Annotated in this window: 22 protein-coding genes; 5 read left to right on the forward strand and 17 right to left on the reverse strand. The window is 70.5% G+C overall.

The features are described 5' to 3' along the window. Positions 1-45: 45 nt before the first annotated feature. Entirely contained in the window at positions 46-951 is a 906-nt protein-coding gene (locus tag DEO23_RS01775) for an alpha/beta hydrolase (protein ID WP_109274281.1), read from the forward strand. Between the two features lie 79 nt (positions 952-1,030). Here DEO23_RS01775 and DEO23_RS01780 read toward each other — a convergent pair whose 3' ends face one another. The 3 genes from DEO23_RS01780 to DEO23_RS01790 all read right to left on the reverse strand — a co-directional run bounded on the left by DEO23_RS01780 (position 1,031) and on the right by DEO23_RS01790 (position 4,915). Next, complete coding sequence (locus DEO23_RS01780; protein ID WP_165831693.1) at positions 1,031-2,383, reverse strand: MFS transporter; 1,353 nt, start codon at positions 2,381-2,383, stop codon at positions 1,031-1,033. A gap of 112 nt (positions 2,384-2,495) precedes the next feature. Continuing rightward, a complete protein-coding gene (locus DEO23_RS01785; RefSeq protein ID WP_109274283.1) occupies positions 2,496-4,274 on the reverse strand; it encodes a sulfatase family protein in 1,779 nt (592 codons plus the stop codon). Beyond that, positions 4,271-4,915: a PadR family transcriptional regulator gene (locus DEO23_RS01790; protein ID WP_109274284.1), complete on the reverse strand. Its 645-nt coding sequence runs from the start codon at positions 4,913-4,915 to the stop codon at positions 4,271-4,273. The genes DEO23_RS01785 and DEO23_RS01790 overlap by 4 nt, the downstream gene beginning before the upstream one ends. Before the next feature lie 262 nt (positions 4,916-5,177). On the opposite strand from DEO23_RS01790, the gene DEO23_RS01795 reads away from it, so the two are divergent. Beyond that, entirely contained in the window at positions 5,178-6,461 is a 1,284-nt protein-coding gene (locus DEO23_RS01795) for a GmrSD restriction endonuclease domain-containing protein (RefSeq protein WP_205678800.1), read from the forward strand. 18 nt (positions 6,462-6,479) lie between these two features. Here the strand turns inward: DEO23_RS01795 and DEO23_RS01800 are convergent, their stop codons facing one another. The 5 genes from DEO23_RS01800 to DEO23_RS01815 all read right to left on the reverse strand — a co-directional run bounded on the left by DEO23_RS01800 (position 6,480) and on the right by DEO23_RS01815 (position 11,004). Beyond that, the gene (locus DEO23_RS01800; protein ID WP_109274285.1) at positions 6,480-7,355 is read right to left on the reverse strand and encodes a cyclase family protein; all 876 of its coding nucleotides are present in this window, start codon (positions 7,353-7,355) and stop codon (positions 6,480-6,482) included. Then, entirely contained in the window at positions 7,352-7,546 is a 195-nt protein-coding gene (locus DEO23_RS16220) for a hypothetical protein (RefSeq protein ID WP_205678801.1), read from the reverse strand. Before DEO23_RS16220 ends, DEO23_RS01800 begins: the two co-directional genes overlap by 4 nt. A 13-nt stretch (positions 7,547-7,559) precedes the next feature. Further along, positions 7,560-9,122 carry an FAD-dependent oxidoreductase gene (locus DEO23_RS01805; RefSeq protein ID WP_205678803.1) on the reverse strand — a complete coding sequence of 521 codons (1,563 nt, stop codon included), beginning with the start codon at positions 9,120-9,122 and terminating at the stop codon, positions 7,560-7,562. A 95-nt stretch (positions 9,123-9,217) separates the two neighbouring features. Further along, entirely contained in the window at positions 9,218-9,706 is a 489-nt protein-coding gene (locus DEO23_RS01810) for an ASCH domain-containing protein (RefSeq protein ID WP_109274286.1), read from the reverse strand. Positions 9,707-9,762: 56 nt separating this feature from the next. Next, a complete protein-coding gene (locus DEO23_RS01815; protein ID WP_240613163.1) occupies positions 9,763-11,004 on the reverse strand; it encodes an MFS transporter in 1,242 nt (413 codons plus the stop codon). A 198-nt stretch (positions 11,005-11,202) separates the two neighbouring features. On the opposite strand from DEO23_RS01815, the gene DEO23_RS01820 reads away from it, so the two are divergent. After that, a complete protein-coding gene (locus DEO23_RS01820) occupies positions 11,203-12,729 on the forward strand; it encodes an SPFH domain-containing protein (RefSeq protein ID WP_109274288.1) in 1,527 nt (508 codons plus the stop codon). A 32-nt stretch (positions 12,730-12,761) separates the two neighbouring features. Next, the gene (locus tag DEO23_RS01825; protein ID WP_109274289.1) at positions 12,762-13,079 is read left to right on the forward strand and encodes a hypothetical protein; all 318 of its coding nucleotides are present in this window, start codon (positions 12,762-12,764) and stop codon (positions 13,077-13,079) included. A 12-nt stretch (positions 13,080-13,091) separates the two neighbouring features. Here DEO23_RS01825 and DEO23_RS01830 read toward each other — a convergent pair whose 3' ends face one another. The 9 genes from DEO23_RS01830 to DEO23_RS01870 form a co-directional block, all read right to left on the reverse strand. Then, positions 13,092-13,481, reverse strand: a complete 390-nt coding sequence (locus tag DEO23_RS01830; protein ID WP_109274290.1) for a hypothetical protein — start codon at positions 13,479-13,481, stop codon at positions 13,092-13,094. 349 nt (positions 13,482-13,830) lie between these two features. Next, positions 13,831-14,673 carry a GIY-YIG nuclease family protein gene (locus DEO23_RS01835; protein WP_109274291.1) on the reverse strand — a complete coding sequence of 281 codons (843 nt, stop codon included), beginning with the start codon at positions 14,671-14,673 and terminating at the stop codon, positions 13,831-13,833. Between the two features lie 175 nt (positions 14,674-14,848). Further along, positions 14,849-16,603: a DEAD/DEAH box helicase gene (locus DEO23_RS01840; RefSeq protein WP_109274292.1), complete on the reverse strand. Its 1,755-nt coding sequence runs from the start codon at positions 16,601-16,603 to the stop codon at positions 14,849-14,851. 80 nt (positions 16,604-16,683) lie between these two features. After that, positions 16,684-17,850 carry an amidohydrolase gene (locus DEO23_RS01845; protein ID WP_240613164.1) on the reverse strand — a complete coding sequence of 389 codons (1,167 nt, stop codon included), beginning with the start codon at positions 17,848-17,850 and terminating at the stop codon, positions 16,684-16,686. Further along, positions 17,850-18,524, reverse strand: a complete 675-nt coding sequence (locus DEO23_RS01850) for a DUF1028 domain-containing protein (protein WP_109274293.1) — start codon at positions 18,522-18,524, stop codon at positions 17,850-17,852. Before DEO23_RS01850 ends, DEO23_RS01845 begins: the two co-directional genes overlap by 1 nt. Next, the gene (locus DEO23_RS01855; RefSeq protein ID WP_109274294.1) at positions 18,521-18,964 is read right to left on the reverse strand and encodes a RidA family protein; all 444 of its coding nucleotides are present in this window, start codon (positions 18,962-18,964) and stop codon (positions 18,521-18,523) included. The genes DEO23_RS01850 and DEO23_RS01855 overlap by 4 nt, the downstream gene beginning before the upstream one ends. After that, entirely contained in the window at positions 18,961-20,337 is a 1,377-nt protein-coding gene (locus DEO23_RS01860; protein ID WP_109274295.1) for a flavin-containing monooxygenase, read from the reverse strand. Before DEO23_RS01860 ends, DEO23_RS01855 begins: the two co-directional genes overlap by 4 nt. 56 nt (positions 20,338-20,393) lie before the next feature. Continuing rightward, the gene (locus DEO23_RS01865) at positions 20,394-21,806 is read right to left on the reverse strand and encodes an MFS transporter (RefSeq protein ID WP_109274296.1); all 1,413 of its coding nucleotides are present in this window, start codon (positions 21,804-21,806) and stop codon (positions 20,394-20,396) included. Positions 21,807-22,020: 214 nt separating this feature from the next. Next, a complete protein-coding gene (locus DEO23_RS01870) occupies positions 22,021-22,962 on the reverse strand; it encodes a LysR family transcriptional regulator (protein ID WP_109274297.1) in 942 nt (313 codons plus the stop codon). A gap of 189 nt (positions 22,963-23,151) precedes the next feature. Between DEO23_RS01870 and DEO23_RS01875 the strand changes: the two genes are divergently transcribed. Next, entirely contained in the window at positions 23,152-24,732 is a 1,581-nt protein-coding gene (locus tag DEO23_RS01875; protein ID WP_109274298.1) for a glycoside hydrolase family 30 protein, read from the forward strand. Positions 24,733-25,331 lie beyond the last annotated feature (599 nt).

Genomic DNA, 25,331 nt, shown 5'->3' on the forward strand with positions numbered 1-25,331 from the left:
CTCGCCGGGTCAGCGAGATGAGCCCGAACCGTCGAAGGAGTTCTCATGCAGACCGATGTGACGTTCCCCAGCCAGGGCGAGACGATCGCCGGGACGCTGTTCGTCCCGGACGATGCGCAGGGCGCCGGCCCCGCGATCGTGATCAGCCATCCTTTCGGCAGCGTGCGCCAGCAGTCGCCGATCAACTACGCCACGCGCCTGGTCGAGCAGGGCCTCGTGGTCCTCACCTTCGATGCCGCCTACCAGGGCGAGAGCACGGGCGAGCCGCGCCAGCTCGAGGATCCGTACGTCCGCGCGGAGAACGTGAAGGACGCGGTGAGCTACCTGACCAGCCGTGACGAGGTGGATCCCGAGCGGATCGGCGCCCTGGGCATCTGCGCCTCGGGCGGCTATGTGCCCTTCGCTGCTGCCACGGACCAGCGGATCAAGGCCGTGGCGACGGTGAGCGGCGCGGACGTGGGCGCCGTCTACCGGGCCCAGCCGGAGATGCTGCAGCAGCTGCTCGACGGCTCGCTGCAGGCCCGCACAGAGCGCACGCAGGGCCGGCAGGTCGAGCCGAGCCCGATGATCCCGATGACCCAGGAGGACGCCGACCAGCAGCCTGATCGATCGCTGTTCAAGGAGGCGTACTACTACTACCGCACGGATCGTGCCCGCGATGATCGCGCGCCGAACACGGTGGATCCGACGAGCTTCGACCGGATGGCCTCCTTCGACGCCTACCGGTTCGTGGACAGGATCTCCCCGCGTCCGCTGCTGATGGTCGCCGGCAGCGATGCGGACACCCTGCCGCATTCGCAGCAGGCCATCGAGGACGCCGCGGAGCCCAAGGAGCTGTTCCTGGTCGAGGGCGCTTCCCACGTCGACCTGTACGACAAGCCCGAGGCCGTCGACCCGGCCGTGGCGAAGATCGGCCCGTTCTTCACCCAGAACCTGGCCGCGATGAGCTGATACGTCCCGCGCGTGCACCCGCCGTGCACCGACTGCGAGAAGTCGTCGTTCTTCTGAACGGGAGAGGTAAGCCCGCCGATCACGCGCCCACCGAACCTCCTGCCTGCGCCTGCCGGGCACGCGTGACGAGCAGCTGCTCGATGCGGTCGGCGTCCTTGGGATAGGTCCAGTACAGGACGCTCACGAACAGCCCGTTCGCCAGCATCACGATGCCCGGCAGCCACAGCATCACGACAACCAGGCCGTGCGCCTGGCCGATGTAGCCCGCGAGCAGGTTGAAGATCGCGTAGGCGATCGCCTCGAACACGCTAAGCATCAGTGCGAACGCGGCCCCGCGCAGCTCCGGCGGGACCACGGCGGCGACGATCGGACGGTTCACCCCCGGGTTCAGGCCCTGCAGGAAGCCGAGCATGGCCCAGAAGATCGCGAAGACGCCGATGCCGCCCCAGTCGACCTGCGTGGCGATGATCGCGACGATCCCGAAGGCGATCTGCGCGAACTGCAGCACGGTGAGGCGGCCGCGGCGGGGGAACGCCTTGTGGAGCGCGTCGGTGACGATGCCGCCGCCCAGGGTGCCCACTGTGTAACCGATGCCGAAGGGGAGGGTGACCACGGCGGCGACGGCGGTCGTGAAGCCATAGGTGCTGACCAGGAACACGGTTCCGAAGGAGCCGATCAGCAGGTGACCGCTGACCAGGCGCTGGATCAGCATGATCACGAAGGTGGGGATCCGCAGCATCTGGCGGATCTTCGCCCAGGTGAGCTTCTCGTCCGCGGCGCGCTGCTCGGGGGTGAGGGCGACCAGCGTCGGCTCGCTAGCGCCCACGCCCGGATCGCGGAAGAACGCGAAAACGAGCAGTGCGAGCACGATCATCACGGCGCCCCAGAGGAAGAACCCCCACCGCCAGCCGTTCTCGATGGTCGAGAGACGTCCGAGCAGGGGCCCGGCGACGGAGCCCAGCAGGCTGACGGCACCCCACGTGTATCCGGAGGCGCGCCCGCGCAGGGGCGCGTCGAACAGGTCGATGGTGATCTCGGAGACCAGCGGCAGGGCCGCGGCGACGAACACGGCGGTCACGGCGTAGCCCAGCAGCAGCGTGACGAAGCCGGTCGCGAATCCGGTCGCGATCGTGACGAGGCCGGCGGCGGCCGTCGTCAGCACGAAGGTGGTCTTGCGGTTCGTGCGCCGCGCGACGAACGCCCAGAACGGGCCGAACACGACCGTCACGCACTTCCCGACCGCGACCAGCACCCCCAGGGCGCTCAGCGGCAGGGCGAGCGCCGCGAAGATCACCGGGGCGAGCGTGCTGATCACGCTGGACTCGTTGTTGTCGGCGAACAGGGTCCCGCCGATCAGGGCGAGCTTGCGCCAACGTCCGGGGACGTAGCCCGCTGGACGCGCCGAGGCGGGGGCAGGGCGAGTGGTGGTCACGGTCGATCTCCTCATCGAGATGTGGGGGTGCTGCGCGAGGTGCTGCGAGAAGAGGCGGGCAGGGAGAGGGAGAGAGGGGAACGGGGCCCGCCGTCGGGCCCGTCGAGGGGTCTCAGGCGCGAGCGGTCGCGCTGATTCGTGCGTGGATGCTGAGAAGGACGTCGCGCCTGAGAGCCGGGGAGAGGGCGGCCAGCTCGACGAGGGTCGAGGTGCCCGCCAGACGGGTCAGGGACTCGGCCGCCGGGCCGATGGCTTCACAGATCGCTGCTGCGGCCTCCCCGTCGCGCATCAGCTCCGCGAGTGTCCGGGTCGCCACGGGGGATCCGGGCGGGAGGTCATCGGCCGACGGCGGTGGGGCGATGGACGCGAGGTAGGCCGGATGCTGGCGGCGGGCGAGCAGGTGCTCCGGGCCCACCGGGCCGTGCTCGGGAACGCCCAGCCGCTCGTACTGCGAGGGCGGTGCGTCGGCGGCACGCAGGGCCTCGAGGAGCAGGTCGATCATGCGCAGTTCGAGCTCGTCGTCGAGGATCGGCGAGGTCTGCTCGGGATCCGCGGCGAGGTCGAAGAGGACGGTGCCGAGCGCGGCCGGGTTCCCGACCGGGCTGCCGGGCAGGCGCAGCACCGGCACCCCCTGGGTGAAGGAGAGCGGCGGGTGCAGCTCCGCCGCACGCAGTTCGGCGGGGGAGAAGCGGCGGTCCATGTGGGTGGGCATCAGCGTGTGCTCGAACAGCGGTGTGTTGTCCTCGGTGACGCACGCGCGCATGTAGACGAAACGGCCGTCGGTGACGTTGACGTGCCCGCCGAAGGTCCCGAACAGGGCGTGCTCGCGGATCGAGGAGTCGTCCCGCAGCGTGGGCAGCAGGGACCTGCCCTGCATGCGCTCGGTCGGGGCGAGACCGAAGAGGTCGAGCAGCGTGGGGCCGAGGTCCACTGTCTGCACGAGGCTCTCCCGCTGCGCCCCCGCGGCCCCGGCGCCGGGATCCCAGACGAACAGCGGGGTGTGGATGTTCTCGTCGTACCAGTGCTGGACGTTCTTGCCCCACCAGCCGTGCTCTCCCAGCAGGAAGCCGTGGTCGGTGCAGACGATCAGCGCGGTGTCCTCCCACAGGGAGTCCGCGTCGAAGCGGTCCAGGATCCTGCCCAGCGAGGCGTCGCACATGCTCAGCAGCGCCGCGTACTCATCGCGCACCCGCGTCGTGGTCGCGGCATCCTCGTCGGCCTTCTTGTAGTCGGGCCAGTCGGTGCGTCGCGGATCCTCGGGGGCCAGGCCGTACAGGCGCCGGTGCTCGGCGTAGGAGAAGAACGGCTCGTGCGGATCGAAGCACTCGATCTGCAGCAGCCAGTCGTCCTGGTCGGCATTGGTGGCGAGGAACTCGAGGCCCGCCTCGACGGTGCGGGTCTGGGGGTGGTCCTTCGGGTCCTGCAGGTACTGACGGTTGACGAGGTCCTGGCGCCACAGTCCGTGGCGCATGACGCGGGTGGTGCACGCCGGGGGCTCCGGATCGGCGACGTGCCCCTTCCAGGAGTCGCCCTCCTGGCCGCGGAAGAACTCGTAGGAGTCGAAGCGGTTGTGGTAGGTCGCGCCGCCGTCCTCCCAGTAGTGCTGGTGGTCGGTGACCAGGTGCGTGTAGACGCCGTGCTCGGAGAGCATCTGCGGGACGGAGTCGTCGAACGGTTCGAGCGGACCCCAGGAGCGGTGCAGGAAATTGTGGCGCCCGGTGTGCAGCTCGCGGCGAGCCGGCATGCACGGCATGCTCCCGCCGTAGCAGGTGCGGAACTGTGCCGTGTGCTCGGCGAGCCGGGAGAAGTTCGGGGCGTGGACGCCCTCGGCGCCGTACGGGGGTAGGAACCGTCGGTTCAGGCTGTCGAACAGCACCATGACGGCTCTCATCGGCGGGTCCCGGGAGCGGCATCGGCGGGGGCGTCGGCGCCATCCGCGGAGTCGGCCGGTGCGGCCGCGCCCTCGGGGAGTCGCGCGGCGAGGACTTCCTGCAGGTTCTCGAGCCAGGAGATCCACTGGTCGATCGAGGTCTCGCCGAAGCGGTTGAGCTCGTCGCTGACGACGCCCAGCGTCTCGACGTCGATCTCGGGGCGGGCGGCGGTGCGCAGGTGGTCCTCGGCGCGGTCGCGTCCACGGTTCTTGCGCACGGTGCGTCGGCGCTCGGTGAGCTCCTGCTCGACCAGCTCGAGGGCGCGGGGGAGGTCGAGCATCGCCGCCACCCGCAGACGGGCGGAGAACTCCGGGTCCTGGAAACGACGGGGAGGGGCGTAGAGGGAGCGCACCCAGCGCCGCAGACGCTCGAAGCCGGCGTCGGTGATGCTGTAGACCTTGCCGTCCGGAGCGCTCTCGCGGGGGTCGACCACGTGCTCGATCCAGCCCTCGGTCTCCATGCGGCCCAGCAGGCGGTAGATCTGGCTGGGGTGGCGGTCCAGTCCCGAGAACTTGCCCTCCACCCGGGTCCAGCGCGCGATGTCGTACCCGGTCATGGACCGTGCGGCCAGCAGTCCCAGCAGCGGGAACTCGAGCTTCATCTCTGCCTCCTCGTCGAGCGGACGCGCTCAACCTATGTGCAAAAGCGACTAGGTGCAAGTGCATCTAATCGCGTGAGCGACTATCGCTCCCTACCGCCGGGTAGTCGTGATGGATTCGAGACCTGGCGCGTGACGTGCCCGCTACCGCCGAGTCCGACATCTCTCCGATACTGCTCATCGAGCACCGCTCCGCACCGATGACGCTGCGGACGCGCCGATCCCGGCCCGCGGTGCCTTCCCCGCTCCTCAGAAAAGGGTCACGATGACTCGTCGCTTCAGCGCGCTCACCCGGAAGAAGAAGGTGGGCGTGATCTCCGCGCTCTCCTGCTGCGGCTGCGGAGGCCTGGCGTTCTTCCTCCTGTTCTCCCTCGTGGTGATGGGTGCGATCGTCAGTCCGACGACCACCCCCACCGACCCGCCCGTGGCCGCCGAGCAGGCGGCCGACCACAGCGACGCGACGCCGAGCGAGGAGCCCAGCGCCTCGCCGTCACCGACCAAGACGCCGACGACGAAGGCCGCCCCGACGTCGTCGCCCGCGCCTGAGAAGGCATCGAAGAAGCCGGCGGCCACCGCGGAGAAGAAGGCTGCGACGAAGCCCGCCCCGTCGAAGACCGCGAAGCCGAAGCCCGGCACCTCCACCGCAATCGGCGTCCTGGCGACCCTCGAGGTCAAGGGCCGCGCGCCGAAGACCGGCTACGACCGCGACCTGTTCGGGTGGCGCGAAGACGTCGACCACAACGGCTGCGACACCCGCAACGACGTGCTGCGACGCGACCTGCACGATGTGGTCCTGAAGCGCGGCACCGACGGCTGCGTCGTCGCCGCCGGGACGCTCGAGCCCTCGCCCTACAGCGGGGACGACGTCGCCTTCGACCAGCAGGAGGACAACTCCCTGGACATCGACCACGTGGTCGCTCTCTCGGACGCCTGGCAGACGGGTGCGTCGAGCTGGGACGAGGACACCCGCCACGAGTTCGCCAACGACCCGCTGAACCTGCTGGCCGTCGAGGACAACCTCAATCAGCAGAAGGGCGATGGCGACGCCGCGACCTGGCTGCCGCCGAAGCGCTCCTACCGCTGTGAATACGTCTCGCGGCAAATCGCCGTGAAGGCGAAGTACGACCTTTGGGTCAAGAAGGCCGAGAAGGACGCGATGAAGGACGTGCTCGCGGACTGCGACGACTACGCCGCGTTCTCGGGTGCCGTCGCGACGCCGGACCGGTGGGAGGGTGACAACGCCCGCGAGGCCGCCGCTGCGAAGCCGAAGCCGAAGCCGAAACCCACCGCGACGCACGCGCCGTCGAGGGCCACGTCGTCCTCGAGCGGCTCCAGCTCCGGTTCGCACTCCGGCTCCTCGGGCAGTTCCAGCAGCAGCTCGAGCGGTGGCAGCGGCTCGAGCGGCAGCAGCGGTTCGAGCGGTGGTGGCAGCGTCTACTACCAGAACTGCGATGCCGTGCGCGCCGCGGGCAAGGATCCGATCCACGCCGGTGATCCGGGGTACTCGCGCAAGCTCGACCACGACGGGGACGGCGTCGGCTGCGAGTGAGACGGCCGCCCAGCGAGGTCAGAACACGGCCAGCGGGTTGACCGGTAGCCCCGTCGTGCCCAGGATGCGCGGCGGGGCGAGGACGAGCAGGAAGCTCCAGCGCTGCCGGTCGGCGCACGTGCTCGCGAGGCCGTCGAGCTGAGCGACGTCCACCAGGGGCATCCCGAGCCTCGCCAGCGCGACCTTGTGCAGGGGCATCGGGGTGAGCAGCGGTCGCGCGTCCCCGATGTCGCCGACGTACACCGACACGTCGTGCTCGTGGAGCCACCCGACGGCATCCAGCGACAGCCCGGGCACGGCTTGATCGAGCGGCTGGTCGATGTCCCATCCGCCGCGGATCACGATCGCATCGCCCGGGTGCAGCGAGGTGCCGGTTCGCTCGAGCGCCGCGTCGAGGTCCTCCGCACCGACCAGGGTTTCCTGGGGGAGGGAATCGCCGTCAGGGGCGAGGTCCAGCAGCACGCCGCGGGTGAGGATGCCGCCCGTGAAGGCGTCGGCCGAGCCGTGGCCGACGCCGGTGGGTGTGACGGCCTCCCGCAGCGGCACGCCGGGATAGACCGAACCGTCGACGGGCTGGTGGGTGACCGCGTCCAGGTGGGTGAGCCCGGCGTTGTGGGTGTTGATCAGCAGGGAGTCGGTGATCGCGTGCGGGTCGAAGCCGTTGAAGTTCACCATCTGCAGCACCGGTGCCGGCATCCGCGCCGGCGTCGCGACCGGCGAGAGACCGGCGGTCAGAGCGGTGGGCCGGGTGGCGCGGGCAAGGCTCACCGAGACGCCGTCTCGGACCTCGAGGGCGGCCCGGGCGCGCGCCGCGTCGTCGATCAGGTTCAGGGTGCCGAGCTGGTCGTGGTCGCCCCAGCGGCCCCAGTTGGTGGGCAGGTCCTCCGTGCTCACGCCTGGGCCGCCGTCCCCGCGGTCTTCTCCGGGTCGGCGCCGAGGTGGGACACGTGGTGCACGGCCGCCTGCAGAGCGTCCTCGCCCGTGCCCCGCGCTGCGAGGTAGCCGTCGGGTCGCACCAGGATCCACTCGTCGTCGGTGGCGGCGAGGGTGGCCTGGATACGGCCGTCGGGATCGCTGATCAGCACGCCGGCAGACTGCTCACCGGGACCCTCGAGGCGGCGACTGATCGTCACCGCCTCCAGCCAGTCCGGGAGCGGGGCAGCCTGCGCCGGTTCGTGCGCCGAACCCGGGCGCGTCGAGACATCCGTGCCCTGCTCCGCGAAGCGCAGCAGATGCCAGGCAGGGGTGCGGAGCGTCACGAAGCGCCGTCCAGCCGGGGGTCTGCGCGTCGGCCGCGTGGATCTGCGGGAGGCGCTCACCGGGCCGGGGCCCGCGGGCCGGGAGCCCGACGGGCGTCAGGTCGGACGGGGTCGCCCGCGCATCCGCCAGGGTCAGCGGGCTGTCCGTGTAGGCGATCTGCAGGCCGGACATACCGCGGATCAGGCCGCGCTCGAATCGGCGATGCGCGGCCTCGGCTTCCTCGGCGGACTCGGCAGAGTCGGCGTCTCGGGTGCCCCTGGCATCCCTGGCGTTCTCCGGCGCGGGTGCCGAGGTCTCGGCCTGGCGCTCCGCGTCATCGACTATGACGGTCGCCATCATGCGGCCGGTGGATTCCAGGAGCGCCTGGCCGACGGGGACCCGCTCGGCGTCGTAGGTCTCCAGCAGCGCGGCGTCGGCCTCGCCGCGGAGCACCATGGCGAGCTTCCAGGCCAGGTTGTAGGCCTCCTGGACGCCGGTGTTCAGCCCCTGTCCCGAGGCGGGGGAGTGCACGTGCGCGGCATCGCCGGAGACGAAGCAGCGGCCGACGTGCATCGCCGGCACCGCGCGCTGCTGGATGGTGAATCGCGAGGCCCAGCTGGGTTCCTCGACGTGGGTGTCCTGCCCGAGGGCCTGCGTGAGCTTGGCACTGAACTGCCGCGCGATCGCGCCCGGATCCTCCGGGTCGCCGGCCCCCGTCGTATCCAGCAGCCGCCACTTCCTGGCCTCCGGGAAGGCGAACAGCATGACGGCGCCGCCGCCGGGGAACAGCCAGTGCACTCCGTCGCGATCGACGCCGGTGTCCACGATCGCGTCGGCGATCAGCCAGGTGTGCGCGGATTCGCCCTCCAGGGGCAGGTCGAGCGCCTTGCGGACGGTCGAATGCCCTCCGTCGCAGCCCCACAGATAGCGGGCGCGCACCGTCTCACGGCCAGCATCGCCCTCGGGGTGCTCCTCGCGCCCGGGGGAGCGCAGCACAGCGGTGACACCATCGTCGTCCTGCTCGAAGGACTCCAGCGCGGTGCCCCACTCGAGGTCGACCCCGTGGACGGCGACCTGCGCCCGCAGCGCACGCTCGAGCACCACCTGGTCGACGTTGAGCAGGAAGGGGAAGCCGGTGGGGGCGCCGGTGAAGTCGAAGTCCAGCCGGTCGGTGCCCTGCTCCTCGTGGCGGATGAATGCGTTGACCCGCGTGCCCTGCGGCGCGATCTCGCCCAGCAGCCCGAGCTGGTCGTAGGTCTCCAGGCTGCGGGCGTGGACCGCGAGGGCGCGACTGGTCGTCGCGGGCCCGTCGGCCGCATCGACCAGCCGGACGGAGACCCCGGAGCGGGCCAGGGAGAGGGCGGCCATCAGGCCGACGGGCCCGGCCCCGGCGATGAGGACATCGACGTCGTGTTCTGCCATGGGGTCCGAGATCTCCTCCGGTGTCGACCGAGCTGACACTGTGAGTGTGCCACCGGCGCGGTGGCCGCGAGGCGGCCCCGCTGCGAGCGACCGGCCTACTCCGCCAGGCCCTGCTCCCCGAACACGAGCGCGAAGAACTCCGTGACCACGGTCGCCTGCTCGAGGTCCTCGACGCCCCACGCCTCGAGGTGAGGCGCGTAGAACTCAGCGTGCAGACGCCTCCAGGTCGCGAGCGTCCGATCGCCCTCACCCTCCGCGTGAGCGATCCGTTCCGGGACGTCCCGGAAGGCATGGGTCTCGACGCTCTCGGTGCGCAGGATGCTGCGGGGCTCGCCGCTCGCGCCGAGCGCGACCCAGTGGTCGCCGACCCGGGGGAGGGGATCGCCCGCCGACTCGTAGTCCGCGAGGAGACCGCTCCCGGCGGTCTTCGTCCCGGCGAGGTAGAGGTCGATCAGGTGATCGGTGATCGCGGGACTGCCCGCGGGCTCGACGATCACGCGGCTGTTCCGGAGGTCGTCGGCCTCCGCCGGCAACTGGTCGAGGTACGCCTGCCAGTAGCGCTGGTGCGCGGGAGCCAGGTCCATGCCCGCACCGTAGCCTCGGCCGACCGGCGCTTCCACCGCTTTCCGCCGCGGCGGGATCAGGCGCTCTGCGGCGCCGTCGTGCCCTGCGCGGCCTGCCGACGGTGCACCAGGTACGACGCCCCGACGATCCCGAGCCCTGCCACCGCGAGCACCACGCCCGTCCACGCGGGCGCGAGCAGGCCCCAGCCGGCGGCGAGCACCGCGGCTCCGAGCGCGGCGCCGGCGGAGTTGCCGATGTTCAGCGCCGAGTGCTGCAGGGAGGCGGCGAGTGAGGGCGCGTCGGGCGAGGCGTCGAGCAGGAACAGCTGCAGCGAGGGGCCCATGAACTGCGAGGTTACGGCGATCGCGAACAGCAGGGTCATGCCGGCGATCGCGGTGTGGGCGACGAGCGCGAACACGGTGAGGCTGAGGATCATGCCGATCAGCCCCAGGGTGATCGCGCCGTAGATGCTGTGGTCGGTGAGCCGCCCGGCGATGATCGTGCCCACGGTCATGCCCACCCCGAAGACGAACAGGGCGATCGGCACGGCGCGTTCGCTGAGGCCCAGCACGCCGGGCACGATCTCGCCGATGTAGCTGTAGACGGCGAACATGCCGCCGAAGCCGATCGCGCCGATGCCCAGGCCGAACCACACCTGCGCGCGGCGCAGGGCGCGCAGCTCGCCGAGCATGGAACCGGCGACGGCGCTGCCGCCGGGCTCGGGCACCAGGCGCCAGATGGCGACCATGGAGGCCGCGGCGATCACCACGACGATCACGTAGGCCGCACGCCAGCCGACGCTCTGGCCGAGCGCCGTGGAGGCCGGGACGCCGAGCATCGTCGCGATGGTGAGGCCGAGCATGACCCGGGAGACCGAGCGGGCGCGCCGGCCGGGAGGGGAGAGGCGCGCGGCGACCAGGGCGGCGACGCCGAAGAAGGCGCCGTGGGGGAGGCCCGCGACGAAGCGCGCGAGCGCGAGCACGCCGAACGTCGGCGCCAGCGCGGAGGCCAGGTTCCCCACGCCGATCAGGGCGATCAACAGCATCAGCAGCCGGGCGCGGGGCATCCTCGCCGCGGCGATCGTCACCGTCGGCGCACCGATCACGACGCCGAGCGCGTAGAGGGTGATGAGCATGCCCGCCTGCGGGACGCTCACGGAGAGGGAGCGGGCGATCTGGGGCAGCAGCCCCATGGACGCGAACTCGGTGGTGCCGATCGCGAAGGCGCCGAGCCCCATCGCGAGGATGACCAGGCGCAGCCGTGAGGGATCGAGCGGGGCAGGCTGCGCGGCGGACGGCGAGGCGGGGGACGAGGTCACGGGGCTCCAGCGCGGATCGGTTCTGCGGGTCATCGCTGCCGACGCTGGGAGCGGTGGGGACCCATCGATCCTATAGAGCCTGGCGGGGCTGCGTGCGGATGGGGGCTTCTCCCCATCCGCACCTTCCCCGCACAGGAGATTTCCTGACATTTCCATGGGATCCTGTACCCACGCCCATGCTCCACAGAAGGAAGTGTCATGAGTTCGTTCCTCGGCATCGGGATCATCGGGTTCATCGCCCTGATCCTCGTCATCCTCCTCGTCATCGCGGTGATCGCGTTCTTCGTGATCCGCGGCTGGATCAAGGTCGCCCGCGCCGACGAAGCGCTCGTGATCTCCGGCAAGAGCCAGAAGAACGAGGACGGCTCCACGTCCGCGACCACCGTCGTGGTCAACGGCAAGGCGATCGTCAACCCGATCACCCAGCGTCATGAGGTCATCTCGCTGCGCCAGCGCCAGGTGAACATGCGCGCCGAGGCGCAGTCGGCCGACAACGTGACCGTCGCCGTGGACGCGGTCGCTCTGGTGAAGATCGGCTCGGACAACACCCTGGTGCGGCGGGCGGCCGAGCGCTTCGCCTCCCAGGACGACGCCATCGAGTCCTTCACCCAGGACCAGCTCGAGGGCGTGCTGCGCGGCGTGATCGCCCAGCAGTCGGTGATCTCGCTGATGCGTGACCGCAAGGTCTTCTCCGAGCAGATCGCCGAGACGGTGATCCCCGAACTGCGCGAGCAGGGCCTGATCCTCGACTCCTTCCAGATCCGCGGGATCACCGACGGCGTCGGCTACATCCAGTCCCTGGGCGCCCCGGAGATCGAGGCCAAGCGCCAGGCCGCGGAGATCAGCCAGACCAACGCCGAGCGCGCGGTCGCCAAGGAGCGCATCCGCAACGAGGAGCAGAACCTCGTCGAGCAGCAGGCGCTGGATACCAACCGCGCCAACGCCCAGGCCGAGGTCGGCCGCGCCCAGGCCCAGGCCGAGCAGGCGCAGGCGCTCGCCGGCGAGAAGTCCCGCCAGGAGGTGCTCCAGCAGCAGGCCGAGAACAAGCAGGCCCAGCTGGATGCGGACGTCAAGCGCGTGGCGGACGCCGAGCTGTACCGCCGCCAGAAGGACGCCGAGGCCGCGGCCTTCGAGCAGAGGCGTCAGGCCGAGGCCCGCGCCGAGGTCGCCGAGGCCGACGCCCGCGCCGTGAAGCTGCGGGCCGAGGCCGACGCCGAGTCCCAGCGCCTCGCCGGTGAGGCGCGCGCGACCGCGATGCGCGCCGAGGCCGAGGCGCTGCGCGAGAACCAGGAGGCGCTGCTGGCCCAGCGCGTCGTCGACCAGCTGCCCACCCTCATGGACACCTTCGCCAAGGGCTACGCGCAGATCGGCAAGATCACCGTGGTCAGCTCCGACGGCAACGAGGGTGACGTGGCCGGCAAGCAGTTCTCCGGCGAGTCCGCCGGGGCGCTGCGCGGGATCTTCGACACCGTCGAGTCCACGCTCGGCCTCAGCATCCCCGACCTGATCCAGGGCCGCGCCGTCGGTGCCGCCCAGGGAGAGGCGCAGGGCGCGGCGATCGGCGAGGCGCTGCGGGAGCAATCGGGTGGCCGAGGCGCCTCCTCGCAGGGCTCGCACCGGGCGGCGTCGGCAGCCGGGGTGCAGAATCAGGAGTCCGGCAGCGATGAGGCCGGCACCGGCAAGCCCGCGGCCGACGGGCCCGGCGCCGGCGTCGTCGACGCCTGATCTGCCCGCTCACTGCTCGAAGGGGAGTCTTCGTGGAACATGTCGACGTGGCCGGCCACAGCGAGCCGATCTCCATGTCCGGGGCGGCGGCACGGATGCTGCGCGACCGCCTGGGGGAGGCCCGCGAGAAGCGCGGCGCCGAGGCCGCGGAGACCCTCGAGGGTCTCGTCGGCAGGCGGCTGGGCACCCTGCTCGAGAGCGGGATGCCCAGCATCGATGTGGCGACCATGCGATCCGTCGTCGATCACGTGGAGATCCCGGCCGAGGACGATGACGAGGCCACCGGGATCGGGCGGGCACTGCAGGGGATCAAGGACCGTCTGGCGCAGCGGGGTGGGCCCGCGCGCTGACGTGCGAGACGGTCAGGCCGCCTGGTTCACGAGGTGATCGCCCTCCATGTTGGTGACGGTCTTGACGCCGAGGGTGAGCACGTCGCCCGTCGTGGTGTTCTCGTAGGTCACGTAGACGTGGCCGGCGGCGCCCTGGACATCGGTGCGATGCCAGTGCTTGGCGGCGCCCTCGTGCTTGACGATGTTGCTGCGCGCGGCGGCCGTCGTGTCGCGGTTGAAGTCGATGTCATTGCCGACGCCGAACTCCCGCATGGTGCGGTCCGCGTAGGCGACGGGGCTGATCGTGCTCCCCTCGGACTCCGATGCGGCCGGGGTCGCCGGGGCGGCCACAGCCGCGGGAGCCGACACGGCCCCCGCGAGACCGACGGCGGCGATGGCGGCGAGATGGCGGATGCGGAACATGATCGATCAATCCTTCTGCAGGTCAGTGAAGGAGCGTCGCCTGGCGCAGAAAGTCACGTCCGCCGACGTCCAGAAGTTCGAAAAGAACTTCCATGACCCACTCTTTGCCAACGCATGACCTGATGTCAAGGGGTGGGGTTGGGGTGATCGGCGGGTCGCGCGGGCAGCCACACTGACCGTTCTCGGTAAGCGGCTAGCAGTCGCCCTGCTCATTCGGCCCCGTGCTTCTCCACGTCGCAACGCAAGTCAGCAACGCTTCGAAGCGCTTGCCCAGGCGCCCTCGGCGCGGGATGTCAGCACGAAGGCACGTCTCTGGTGGCGTAGTCAGGGCAGGGAAGGGGGTCGGTTCCTAGTTTCTGTTGAACCCAAAGGTCCGAGACATGAGAGCGTCCTTGTAATGGGCCTCGGAGTGATCGACGTCGGCCTTCGGCGTATCCGGACCGAAGACCCGAAGAATGCTGAACCGGAACGATGTGGCCCGGCTGATGTCTCCTCCCACGAGGGCTCGAAGGGCCACGTTGTCGCCGTGTCCGGTCCGCGCATAGCGACGCCATCTGCCGAGGATGCGTTCGGTCCCGTCTGCTTTGCCGACGTAGTGTTTCCCCGACGTTTCATCGGTGATCAGGTAGATCCCCTGCACGGAGCTCAGAGCGTGTTGCCATGCCCGGTACCGCGAGATCTCGACCATGTCCTGAAGCTCGGTGAAGGAGATGACCAAGCGGTCGAACCCCGGAAAAGCCACGGGAGCAGGATCGGAGATCTCGACGATCGGGAATCCTGCCGCAGCCACACCCTTCTTGGCCCAGTTGATCGTGTCGCCTGACCACTCCACGACGAGCCGCTGCCGCAACGAGCTGAGCAGTTCAGAGGGTCGGAGATCGAAGAATCGGTGCTTCGCTGTTGCCTCGGCGGGAAGATGACCGTGGTTCTCGAAAGCGGTGAGGAACCGTGAGCGGCGCTTGCCATCCGCCATGAACACGAGCCACAACGGCGGAGGAGAGGTCCCGACCTTGTTTCCGGGCTCTTGCCTGCGCGTGTAGGCGAGCACCTTTTCCGCCGTGAGATCGGCTGTGCCCGTGAGGCCGTCGGGAGTGAAGGTGTGCCGGACGGCGAGGACGTCGTCGAATCTCGTTTCGGCGGTCGTCAGGACTGTGCCCAGTGTGAGGCGTCCGGATCGGTCGGCTTCCGTCATGTTCGACCTCTCTACTCCTGGTCACATCCCGAATGGTCGGTAAGCGGGCGACTTTCGGGCCTGCTGTGTGGGAACGAAGCGTATGGCACGGCGACGGTGTAGATGGCCCGAATGTCGCGGGGTGTCTGTGGTCTCAGCGGGCGCCGTCGGCGTCGTGGTCGCTCCGGTGGCCGCGTCACTCCCGGTCTTCCGTCAAACTCCCCGTCGGCAACCAGTCCGCCCCGAGCAGCTGCGCAACATCGCTGAGCCCCTCGGTATCCCCGCCCACGGTGTCGGAGGCCGCGGCGATCCGCTCCACCATCACCTTGCTGACCTGCTCCTCGACGGTGTCCTGGGCGAAGGCGATGTGCCAGGGCGAGACCTGGTGGTCGCGGTGGGTGCGACCGGTGACCTGCCGACCCGCGATGCCTGAGAAGCGGGCCTGGTGGAAGAGCCCGACCCGCGGATCGGTGCTGGCCTGTCGGCCGTCTGCGAGGGTCTCGCCGGCGTGCAGGCTGATCGAGGCGACGGTGGTGAAGACGCAGACCTTCGCCTGCCCGGTCTGGAACCGCAGCCGCTCGGCCTCGGCGTCGAAGCGGTCGCGGCCGTAGATCGTCGCGACCTCGAGGCCGGCGTCCTGCAGACGCTCGGTGATCGGATCGGCGGCGGTGCCCACGAACTCGACCGAGCACGCGACCTGCCGCTCGGCCTCGACCTGCTGGGCGATCCAGGCGACCGTCGAATCGACCCGGATCAGCCCTGCCTTCTGCCGGAAGCGCAGCAGCGCCGCCCGCCCCTTGGCGGTGTTGCGACCGCGCCGGGCCACGTCCATCTCGCGGCAGAACTCGCCCCACTCCGCTTCGTACGCGCTGCGCTCGGCCTGCGTGAGCGCCACCGGCATCCCCGAGATCGGCACTGGCCCCCAGGGCGCTGCGCGGTGCAGCATGGCGGGCGGCTGCGCCTCCTGGAGCCAGCTGCGCACCCGCGCCAGGTCCGTGGTGCGCCGGGTGGCGTCGGTGGTCCAGGTCGCGCCGTAGCGCCCCCGCTCCACGCCGACCCCGTGGCGTTCGAGAGCGGTGGCGAAGCTGTCGCCGGGCTTGGTCGCCGAGGTCCACTCGGTCATGGGCTCGTCGTGCACCTGCGCGTAGGCGGGCGCGAGGTAGGGCAGCTCGAGCGGGGTGTGGCCGGGCGTCGCGGTCGTCGTGATCACGAACGGCGCCTTCTCGTGCGCCCTGCCGTGTCCCGAGATCCGCGCCCAGAGCTTCCACCGCTTCGTCGTGGTGCGACGCAGGGCGTGCGCCTCGTCCGCGATGATCACGTCCCACGTATGTTCCGCGACCTTCTCCAGCCGGTCCCAGGTGATCACCACCCACTCCAGGCCGCTGTCGCCGAGCGCCGTGATGGTGCGGCTCCAGTGCCCGATCGTGATCGCGGCGGGCCGGTCGGCGACGACGAGCACCCGCCGGGCATCGCGCAGGGAACCCACCGCGCTCGCACCCAGCACGGCGGAGATCGTCTTGCCGACGCCCGGCTCGTCGGCCAGCAGGAACTGCCGACCGCCGGCAGCGGCGCGCTCGGCGATCGCGTCGGCCGCCTCGTACTGGTTCTGCCGGGGCTCGAGATCCTCGGCCGGCTCGGGATTCGGGGTGGGGTCCTCAGGGTTGATGGTGTTCTCGAGGAACCGGCCCAGGGTGTGCGGTCCGGGCGCGTAGGGCTTGAGGTGCTCCGGCAGGGTGCGGCCGACGTGCAGGTGCATCCGGACCGCCGGATGCCAGCTCGCGCCCTCGACCTGGGTGCCGTAGGGGACGTCGAGGATCCAGAGGCGTTCGCCGGGGCCGACGAAGGGGAGGTCGGGCGGGGTGCTGCGCGAGGACTTCCGGCGGTGCGAGGAGCTGCTCCTACGGGATGCTCCGCCGCGCCGACGGGTGCTGGAGCGACGGGAGGTGGCCACGGCTCGAGGCTACCGGCCTGCGCGGATGGACCCCGCGAGCGCAGCGCTGGGTGACGGTTCGCACCGGTTGGTCGACGCCGTCACCGTGCCTGATCGGCGAGTGCTTCCACCACGGTCTGTGCGAGGAGGACAGCGCCGTCCCGCACTGCCTGGTCCGCCGCGGGCGTGGCAGCGGCATCCGCGAACCCGGGCTGATGATTCACGGCGGGCAGGGAGTCGATGCAGAGATAGGGGTGGAGCGCTCGGACGCGTTGGGACACGTTGCCCATATCCGTCGAGGCTGTCGCCATGCCGCGCGGCCCGTCCTCTGCGAGATCCATGTCCCGTCCCTGTGCGGCGGCGAGGCGCGTGAAGGTCTCGGCGAGCTCGAGGTCGTTGTGGAACTCGGCGTAGCGGGGGCTCGTCTCCCGCAGCTCCCATGAGCAGCCGGTGGCGATCGCCCCGGCTTCGAAGCAGCGGCGGACCCGCTCGAAGGCGAGATCGAGCTCGTCGAGCGAGTCCGCGCGCACGTACCAGGATCCTCTTGCGCTCCCAGGGATCGCGTTCGGTGCCGTGCCCGCCTCCTGGACGATGCCGTGGATGCGGAGGGAGTCGGGGAGCTGCTGGCGCAGCAATCCGATGGCGACCTGGGCGACGGTGAAGGCGTCCGCCGCGTTCACGCCCAGGTGCGGGTAGGCGCCGGCGTGCGAGGCCGTCCCCTGGTACTCGACGTCGAAATGGGCGACGGCTCGGGGCCTGGCGAGCACGGCATCCGCCGGCCCCGGATGGATCATCAGAGCCGCCTCGAGGCCGTCGAAGCATCCGGCCCCGAGCATCGGGATCTTGCCGCCGCCGCCCTCCTCCGCCGGGGTGCCGAGCACCCGGATCCGCAGGTCGAGCTCATCCGCCACGGCCTGCAGCGCGTGGGCGGCGCCGAGCGCGGCGGCGGCGATGACGTTGTGGCCGCAGGCGTGACCGAGCCCCGGCAGGGCGTCGTACTCGGCGACCAGGCCGATGGTCCTCGAGCCTGTGCCGTGCTCGGCCACGAAGGCCGTGGGCAGGCCCGCCACGCCGAGGGCCACCTCGAAGCCCCACGCCTCCAGGCGGCCGGTCAGCACGGCGGCGGACTCGTGCTCGTTCCACGCGGTCTCCGGGCGGGCATGAAGGGTGTGGCTGACGGCCAGGAGATCGTCGAGCATGCCGTCGACGCCCGCCTCGACAGCGTGCAGCAGCGTCGCGAGGTCGGGCGCGCTCGTCGTCTCCGTCATCACTCGTCCCCCGGCACACCGTAGGAAGGGGCAGCGGTGGGATCGAGGGCGCGTACTCGGTAGTCGGCCTTCTGGGGCATCCACAGCTCGAGCAGTCGGGCGATCTCGCCCAGCGGATCCTCGGCGTCGTCGACCCGCAGGTCCGTGGTCCGCCAGGGCACGTCCTCGACGACGGCGAGGCCGGCGGAGCGGATCGCTCCCGCCTCGCCGCCGGCATCGACGGCGGCCCGGAAGGCCGCCAGAAGGCGCCGTTCCAGGTCCTCGCCCGCACTCGCCTCGAACGCGTCGACCATCGCGGGGATCACGGACTCGTCGGCCAGCAGGTTCCCGGCGGCGACGCACTGGTCGCCGATCATGGCGGCCCGCGTCCCGAGCGCGTTCTGCCCGGAGTGCTCGGCCGTCTGCCCGTCGGCGTCGACCACGGTGAGCTGCCGGTACTCGGCGTGCGGCTCCTCGGCGAGGACGGCGGCGAGAGCAGCGTCTGCGGGGCTGCCTGCCTCGAGCCGGTCGAGCACGGCGGGGCCGAGGGCCGGGTTGGTGACGTTCTGGGAGGCGACGGCGCCGACGCCTGCCCGCAGGTGCAGACAGCGGGAGGCGACCGCCGGGCTCGAGGAGCTCACCACCATGCCCAGGGCGCCGGAGCGTGAGTCACGGGCGACGATCGAGAAGGTCACCGGGCCGCCCCCTCGTGATCGTCGGCCGGGTCGCTGATCACCGCGGTGGCGTCGATCTCCACGAGCCATTCGGGGCGTGCGAGCGCATCGACCACGAGACCAGTGGACACGGGGTGCACGCCCTTCAGCCAGCGGCCCATCACCCGGTACACGGTCTCCCGGAAGCGGATGTCGGTGAGGTACACGGTCACCTTCACGACGTCGGCGAGGCGGCTGCCGGACTCCTCCAGCAGCAGGGCGATGTTGGACATGGCCTTCTCCGCCTGGGCCTCCACGTCGCCGATGCCGACGGACTCCCGGGTATCGATGTCCTGTCCGATCTGGCCGCGCAGGTAGACGACGCCGCCGGCCACGACGGCCTGGCACAGGTCGTTGTCGAGGTTCTGCTCGGGGTAGGTGTCCTTCGTGTTGAAGGGGCGGATACGGGTGTGCGTGGTCATCGGATGCTCTCCTCCAGAAGATGCTGAGCGGGTGCGGACGGGGTCGGCGATGTCGATGTGCTCGACAGGGTCTGCGGGGCGGGTGCGTACTGCGCGTACCGGCGCCGGGTGTCGATGTGGTCGACGACGTGCATCGCGTCGTGCCATGTGCCCCAGATGAAGCTGGAACCGCGACGTGACAGCCAGGGCAGTCCCAGGAAGTAGATGCCGGCCTCCGTGGAGACGCCGCGCAGATGGGCGGGTCTGCCGGCGGCGTCGAAGGCGTCGACCTGCAGCCATGTGAAGTCCTGGGCGTACCCGGTCGCCCAGATGATCGTGGTGATGCCGGCCTCGTGAGGATCGATGGAGCGCACGGGATCGGAGACGCTCGCGGGCAGGGGACCCAGGTGGTGGGCCTCGGGCTCCTCGGGGAGGTCCAGACCGTTCGCCTCGACGTAGGCATCGGCCTCCTCCAGGAGCTCCAGCAGGTTGGCATCGCCGGCGGCGATGTTGCGCTGCAGGTCGTCGGCGAAGCGGATCGTGCCGTCCTGCGGGGCCTCGGTGCGTCCCACCAGCGTGATGCCTGCGGCCGCGAGCTCTCGGAAATCGACGGTGTGGCCGCCGCGGGCGCCGCTCACCGCGATCGTGACGTGGTCGGAGTCCGGTGCGGTCGCGTCCCACTTGCCCAGCACGCCGAGCCACCAGACGAAATCCCGGCCGCGATAGCTGCGTGGGGGCCTGTCGTGGGGGCCGACGGAGAGGTGCACCTGGCGTCCGCTCGCGCGGAGCTCCTCGGCGATCTGGGCGCCGGAGGAGCCGGCACCGACCACGAGCACGCCGCCCTCGGGGAGCTGCTCGGGGTTGCGGTACGCCGCGGAATGGATCTGATGCGGCACCAGGTCCTCGCTGATGATCCGCGGGGTGACGGGGACCTGGAACGGGCCGGTCGCCGCGATCACGTTACCCGCGGTGATGGTGCCCTGATTGGTCTCGACGAGGAACCCCGGGGCACTCTCCCTCCGCGTCACGGAGCGCACCTCGACGCCTGTGCGGACGGGGGCGCCGAAGCTCCGGGCGAACGCGCCGAAGTAGTCGGCCATCTGGTCCTTGGTGGCGAACTCGTCGGGTCCGACGCCCGGGATCTCCATGTCGGGGAAGCGGTCGTGCCAGGCGGGGCCGTTGGCGACGAGGGAGTCCCACCGGCCGTGCCGCCAGCGGTCGGCGACGTCGGCCTTCTCGAGGACGATGTGTGGGATGCCCAGGCGGGTGAGATGAGCGCTCGCGGCGATGCCGGACTGTCCGGCGCCGACGATCACGACCTCGGTGGATTCTGCGGATGCGGCGGGTCCGGGGGAATCGACGGACCCGGTGGCCGGGGCAGGGGGGATAGGCATGAAGCTGTCCTTCCTCGGGGGAGACTGCGGTGGGATGCAGGCGGTCGTCACGCGCCTCAGGCGAGCGGTGCCGCGGGCGGTGGAGAGGGGAGCGACGCGCGGCCCTGGGCATCGGTCGGTGCGTCGGCCGGTGTCGCGTGGGCGGGGGCCAGGTCCTCGTCCTTCATGAGGTCGATGCCGCGGGATTCGCGGATCGTGGCGACGGTGACGATGCCGATCACGCCGACGGCGGCGAGGAAGAAGCCGGGCATCATCGTGCTGCCGGTGGCATCGATGAGCCAGGTCAGCAGGTAGGGAGCGGTGCCGGCGAAGAACGCTGCGGTCAGGGCGTAGGCGATCGACAGTCCCGTCTGCCGGGTGCGGGTGGGGAACAGCTCGACGACGGTGACCGCGTGGGTGCCCAGGATGATCGCGAGGATGAGGGCGAGGCCCATGGTCGAGACGAGCGCGGCCCAGGTGGCGCCCACGCGCATCAGCGCGAACAGCGGCACGGACAGGACGGTGAGCGCGATCGCGGCGGTGAACAGCACCGGGCGGCGACCCACGCGGTCCGACGCGGCGCCGGCGAGCGGGACGACCACGAGCGCGAGCGCGGAGCCGACGGTGGACAGGAGCGCCGCGCGGCCGGCGTCGAACCCGAGGTTCACCTCCTGGTACGTCAGCAGGTAGACCAGCACCACGTAGAACGTCACGTTCATGAAGATCTCCATGCCGCAGGTCTTGAGGAACTCGCGCCAGTTGGAGCGGAACACCTCGCGCACGGGGGAGGAGGAGACGGTCTCGAGCTCCTGCAGCGCCCGGAACTCCGGGGTGTCCTCGATGCGTCGGCGGATGTAGAAGCCGATGAGGCCCAGCGGGACGGTGATCAGGAACGGGATGCGCCAGGCCCAGCCCGTGATCTGCCCGCTGCTGAACACCGTCTCGAGGATCAGCACGCAGAAGGAGGCGAGCAGGAAGCCCAGCAGGCTTCCGAACTCCAGCCAGCTGCAGCCGAATCCGCGACGCTTGGCGGGGGAGAACTCGCCCAGGAAGGCGGCGGCGCTGCCGAACTCGCCGCCGGCGGCGAGTCCCTGGACCACACGGGTGACGATGAGCAGGATCGGCGCCAGGATGCCGATGGTCGAGTAGCCCGGGAGGACGCCGAGCACGAGCGTGGACAGGGCCATCGAGAGGATCACGATGGTGAGGGTCGTGGTGCGGCCCAGCCTGTCACCGAGGCGGCCGAAGATGACGGCTCCGATGGGGCGGACCAGGAAGGAGATCGCGAAGACCCCGAATGTGGCGAGCAGGCCGGCGGTCCGGTCCGACTCCGGGAAGAAGACAGCGGAGATCGTGGTCGCCATGTAGGCGTAGACCGCCCAGTCGAACCAGTGGACGAGCACACCGATCGAGCCGGCGACGGTGCTGGTGCGGATGGAGCGGCGGTCGACCTGATCGCTGCGCGGATCCGGGACGGCTGGGGCGGCCATGGGGATTCCCCTTCCTCGGGGTGATGGGTCCGACCAGAATCGGGGCCATCGAGGAATCGTGCAAATAGCGGAATGTGGGGAACTTCTTCTGTTTTTCAGATAGTGCGGGCAGATTCCCGCCGTGACCGAAGCGTGACGTCCAGTCTCATGAATTGTGCGCGTGCGGCTCGCCACACGCTGGGGCTTGCCGGGATTTCTGGTCCGTTACTGCAGGTCAGAGGTGTTCGTCGGCGGCCATTGCGAGCTCCGATCCGCCGATCACATCCCGGCAGGTGTCCGCGAAAGCGCGCGCACGGCGCGTGGGAACAGCCCCCTCGCCATTCCAGGCGAGGACGATGTCGAGAGAGCGCGTCGGCTCGAGGATCGGAATGTGGTACAGGCTTCCGCCGGAATACGTGGAATCGATCTTCGGCTGCTGGTTCAGGAGAGTGAAGCCATGGCCCATCGCGACCATCGCCCGCACCGCCTCGTAACTCTCGAACCGGTAGCGCACCGTCGGCTGGAGCCCGTGATTGGTGAACGTGCGCAGGAAGTAGTCACGGCTGAGCGGCAGATCCAGCAGGACCAGCGGCTCCTTCGCGAGCTCGGCGAGACTCACGGACTCCCGGTGTGCGAGCGGATGATGCTGTGCGACCGCGGCGTAGAGCGGCACTTGCGCGAGCCGTTCCAGGCGGAGGGTGGCATCCAGCCCGAGGTCGTACGTCAGGGCGACCTCGATCCGGTGGGCGGCGAGGGCCGGCGCCACCTCGTCGGCGGTCAGCTCGGTGATCCCCACGTGCAGCTTCGGTGCCCGCTCGCCCAGGTCGCGCACGAGCGTGGGCAGGAAGAACGGGGCGAGCGTGCGGAAGCAGCCCACACTGACCTTCCCCGTCAGCGACTCGGAGTGCAGCGCCGCCACGGTCTCGTCGACCTCAGCCAGGATCCGCCGCGAACGTTGCAGGAAGTCCTCGCCGGCTGCGGTCAGCTGAAGCCCTTTGGCCCGCTGCCGGATCATGAGCTGGATGCCCAGCTGGTGCTCCAGGTGGGTGATCGCCGTGGAGATCGCTGACTGCGCGATCAGGAGCTCCTCCGCCGCGGCCGTCATGCTGCCGTGCTCGGCGGCCGCTACGAAGTAGGTCAGCTGGGTGAGGGAGATGTCCCGTCGACTGGTGGGCATGAGACTCCTGGCGCGAACGAGGTGTCGGCAGCGGATCGCGCATCCGCTCGCAGGGTCATTCTGGTCGGTCGCACGGCAGGAGCTGGTGTCGTACCGGAAGGCAGAGCTGTTGCGTGCTGTGTGCTGCGTGGCATCTTTATCCCGGGGTGGGCACCAGTTCCACCACACCGTTCCACCGAGGAGAACGCCGTGTCCGATGCATCCCCCACCAGCACCTCTCGCCGCCGGGCGCTGCTCGGCGGAGCCACCGCCGCCGTCGCCGCCGGCGGTGCGGCGGTGACCGCGCCGATCGCCGCAGCCGACGGTCGCGGCGGCCACGGACGCGGGCAGGGCAGCGGCCATGGTCATCAGCACGGCACCGCGCGCGCCGCGACCGGTGTGCCGATCGTGTCGATCCCGCGCCAGGGCGGCGTGATCGCGACCTCGCCCGATCCGGCGACGATGTTCACGGCGCTGCCGGCGAGCACCGAGGTCGCCCCGACGGTCATCGACGTGGGGGCGCCCCTGCGCGGCCGACGGATCGAAGGGTTCGGCGGAGCGCTCACCCACTCCGCGGCGACGCTGCTGCTGCAGATGGGCACGAAGCGCCGCAGCGCGCTGCTGACCGACCTGTTCTCACCCACCGGCGCGCACCGTCTGAACGCCCTGCGCATCCCGCTCGGCACCAGCGACTTCACCACCGACGCCGACTACTACACCTTCGCCGACTGGAAGGGACCGAGCGCGGATCCGCTGCGGCACCTCTCCATCGAGCGGGACGAGGCGAGCATCCTGCCGGTGCTGCGCGAGATCCTCGCGATCAACCCGCAGCTGACGGTGCTGATGTCGCCGTGGTCGGCGCCCGCCTGGATGAAGACCTCCGGCTCGCTGATCGGCGGATCGCTGCACGACGACGCCCGCACCCGCGCGCTGTACGCCGAGTACCTCGCGCGGTCCGTGCAGGAGTACCGCCGCCGCGTGCGGCACCTCGAGGTCGCGGCGATCAGCGTGCAGAACGAGCCCCTGCACGGCGAGGCGCAGTACCCGTGCATGACGATGACGGCCGACGAGCAGGTCGACGTCATCGCCCGCACGCAGGACGCCCTGGCGCGGCACCACCAGAGCACCGAGGTGTACGTCTACGACCACAACTGGGACCACCCCGAGTACCCGATCGAGGTGCTCGACGGGTTGGCGGCGAAGCGCCGGGACGCCTGGGGCGTCGGCTTCCACGCCTACGGCGGCGATGCCGCGAGCGCCGGCGACGCCGTCCAGGAAGCCCACCCGGGCGCCAGGATCTGGCTGACCGAGCAGACCGGCACGCGGAACCTCGAGAAGAGCTATCCCGAGAACTTCGCGGAATGCCTGTCGTGGATGTCCACCAACCTGTTCCTTCCGAGCCTCGCGCACCGCCACCGGGGCGTCATCCTGTTCAACCTGGTGCTCGACGAGGACGGTGGCCCCGGGCCCTCGACCTTCACCAACGGGACGGGACTCGTGCAGTGGGAGGCCGACGGCACGAAGCTGACGCCGAATGCGGAGCTGCTGGTGATGTCGCACTTCTCGCGGTTCGTCACGCCGGGGTCGCAGCTGGTCGAGACCTCGGTCGATGGCGAGGGGCTGCTGTGCGTCGGGGCGCGGTCGGGTGGCCGGGATGTTGTGGTGGTGCACAACAACCGCGAGCCGCGCGACGTGTCGGTGCGGCGATCCAGGAGCGTGCGTGGGCACGTGCTCACGGCTAAGATTCCGGCGGTAGCGCTGGCGACGTTCGTGCTGGGCGAGGGGCGGTAGAAACGAATAAGGCGTAAGCCCCTCCTGCTGCCCTTTTGGAGCGAGTGATGAGTTGTGATCGGCGAGGCTCCATGCAGGACGGGTTCGCGCGTCACACGTCCTTCGACAGCGCACTCTCCGAGGGCGCCTGCGCCGTAAACCTCCCGCCGTCCGGACTCAGCAGCCGCTCCTGTAACGCAACAGAGTCCGGGGCCCTGATCGTGCTCACCGCGGGCAGGCCCCCGGCCTCGTCGGTGAAGCTGCGCATCGTGACGGGCGCCGTCACGAGTTCGCCCTCGACGCTCAGCAGGGACTCGAAGTCCTGGTCCGCCTAGCGGTTGATGACCGCAAGAAAAGAGGCGCGATCCGGCCGGCTACGCGGTGGCGCTAACGTCCAGAAGCGGGACGTTGGCGACCATGTCGACGCACTACGCCCTACCGCCCCAGCTCTGCTCGTCACGCACGGGCAGAGTCACGGCGAATCCTGTGACCGCGGTCCACGGGGGGCATCGCTGGCTTGCGGTAGACCGTACGCGGCCGGCGGCTCGCGCTCGCGACATGGCAGCTGCGGATCGAGGCGTCGAGGACGCCTGACATGGCCGCGATCCACGGGCCCGCCG

Source organism: Brachybacterium endophyticum, from assembly GCF_003130585.1.
In the GTDB taxonomy this organism is placed as follows: Bacteria; Actinomycetota; Actinomycetes; order Actinomycetales; family Dermabacteraceae; genus Brachybacterium; species Brachybacterium endophyticum.

Coding starts and splice junctions, on each gene's coding strand:
- DEO23_RS01775 (WP_109274281.1), top strand. CDS start 46: ATGCAGACCGATGTGACGTTCCCCAGCCAGGGCGAGACGATCGCCGGG.
- DEO23_RS01785 (WP_109274283.1), bottom strand. CDS start 4,274: ATGAGAGCCGTCATGGTGCTGTTCGACAGCCTGAACCGACGGTTCCTA.
- DEO23_RS01790 (WP_109274284.1), bottom strand. CDS start 4,915: ATGAAGCTCGAGTTCCCGCTGCTGGGACTGCTGGCCGCACGGTCCATG.
- DEO23_RS01795 (WP_205678800.1), top strand. CDS start 5,178: ATGACTCGTCGCTTCAGCGCGCTCACCCGGAAGAAGAAGGTGGGCGTG.
- DEO23_RS01805 (WP_205678803.1), bottom strand. CDS start 9,122: ATGGCAGAACACGACGTCGATGTCCTCATCGCCGGGGCCGGGCCCGTC.
- DEO23_RS01810 (WP_109274286.1), bottom strand. CDS start 9,706: ATGGACCTGGCTCCCGCGCACCAGCGCTACTGGCAGGCGTACCTCGAC.
- DEO23_RS01820 (WP_109274288.1), top strand. CDS start 11,203: ATGAGTTCGTTCCTCGGCATCGGGATCATCGGGTTCATCGCCCTGATC.
- DEO23_RS01830 (WP_109274290.1), bottom strand. CDS start 13,481: ATGTTCCGCATCCGCCATCTCGCCGCCATCGCCGCCGTCGGTCTCGCG.
- DEO23_RS01835 (WP_109274291.1), bottom strand. CDS start 14,673: ATGACGGAAGCCGACCGATCCGGACGCCTCACACTGGGCACAGTCCTG.
- DEO23_RS01845 (WP_240613164.1), bottom strand. CDS start 17,850: ATGACGGAGACGACGAGCGCGCCCGACCTCGCGACGCTGCTGCACGCT.
- DEO23_RS01855 (WP_109274294.1), bottom strand. CDS start 18,964: ATGACCACGCACACCCGTATCCGCCCCTTCAACACGAAGGACACCTAC.
- DEO23_RS01860 (WP_109274295.1), bottom strand. CDS start 20,337: ATGCCTATCCCCCCTGCCCCGGCCACCGGGTCCGTCGATTCCCCCGGA.
- DEO23_RS01865 (WP_109274296.1), bottom strand. CDS start 21,806: ATGGCCGCCCCAGCCGTCCCGGATCCGCGCAGCGATCAGGTCGACCGC.
- DEO23_RS01870 (WP_109274297.1), bottom strand. CDS start 22,962: ATGCCCACCAGTCGACGGGACATCTCCCTCACCCAGCTGACCTACTTC.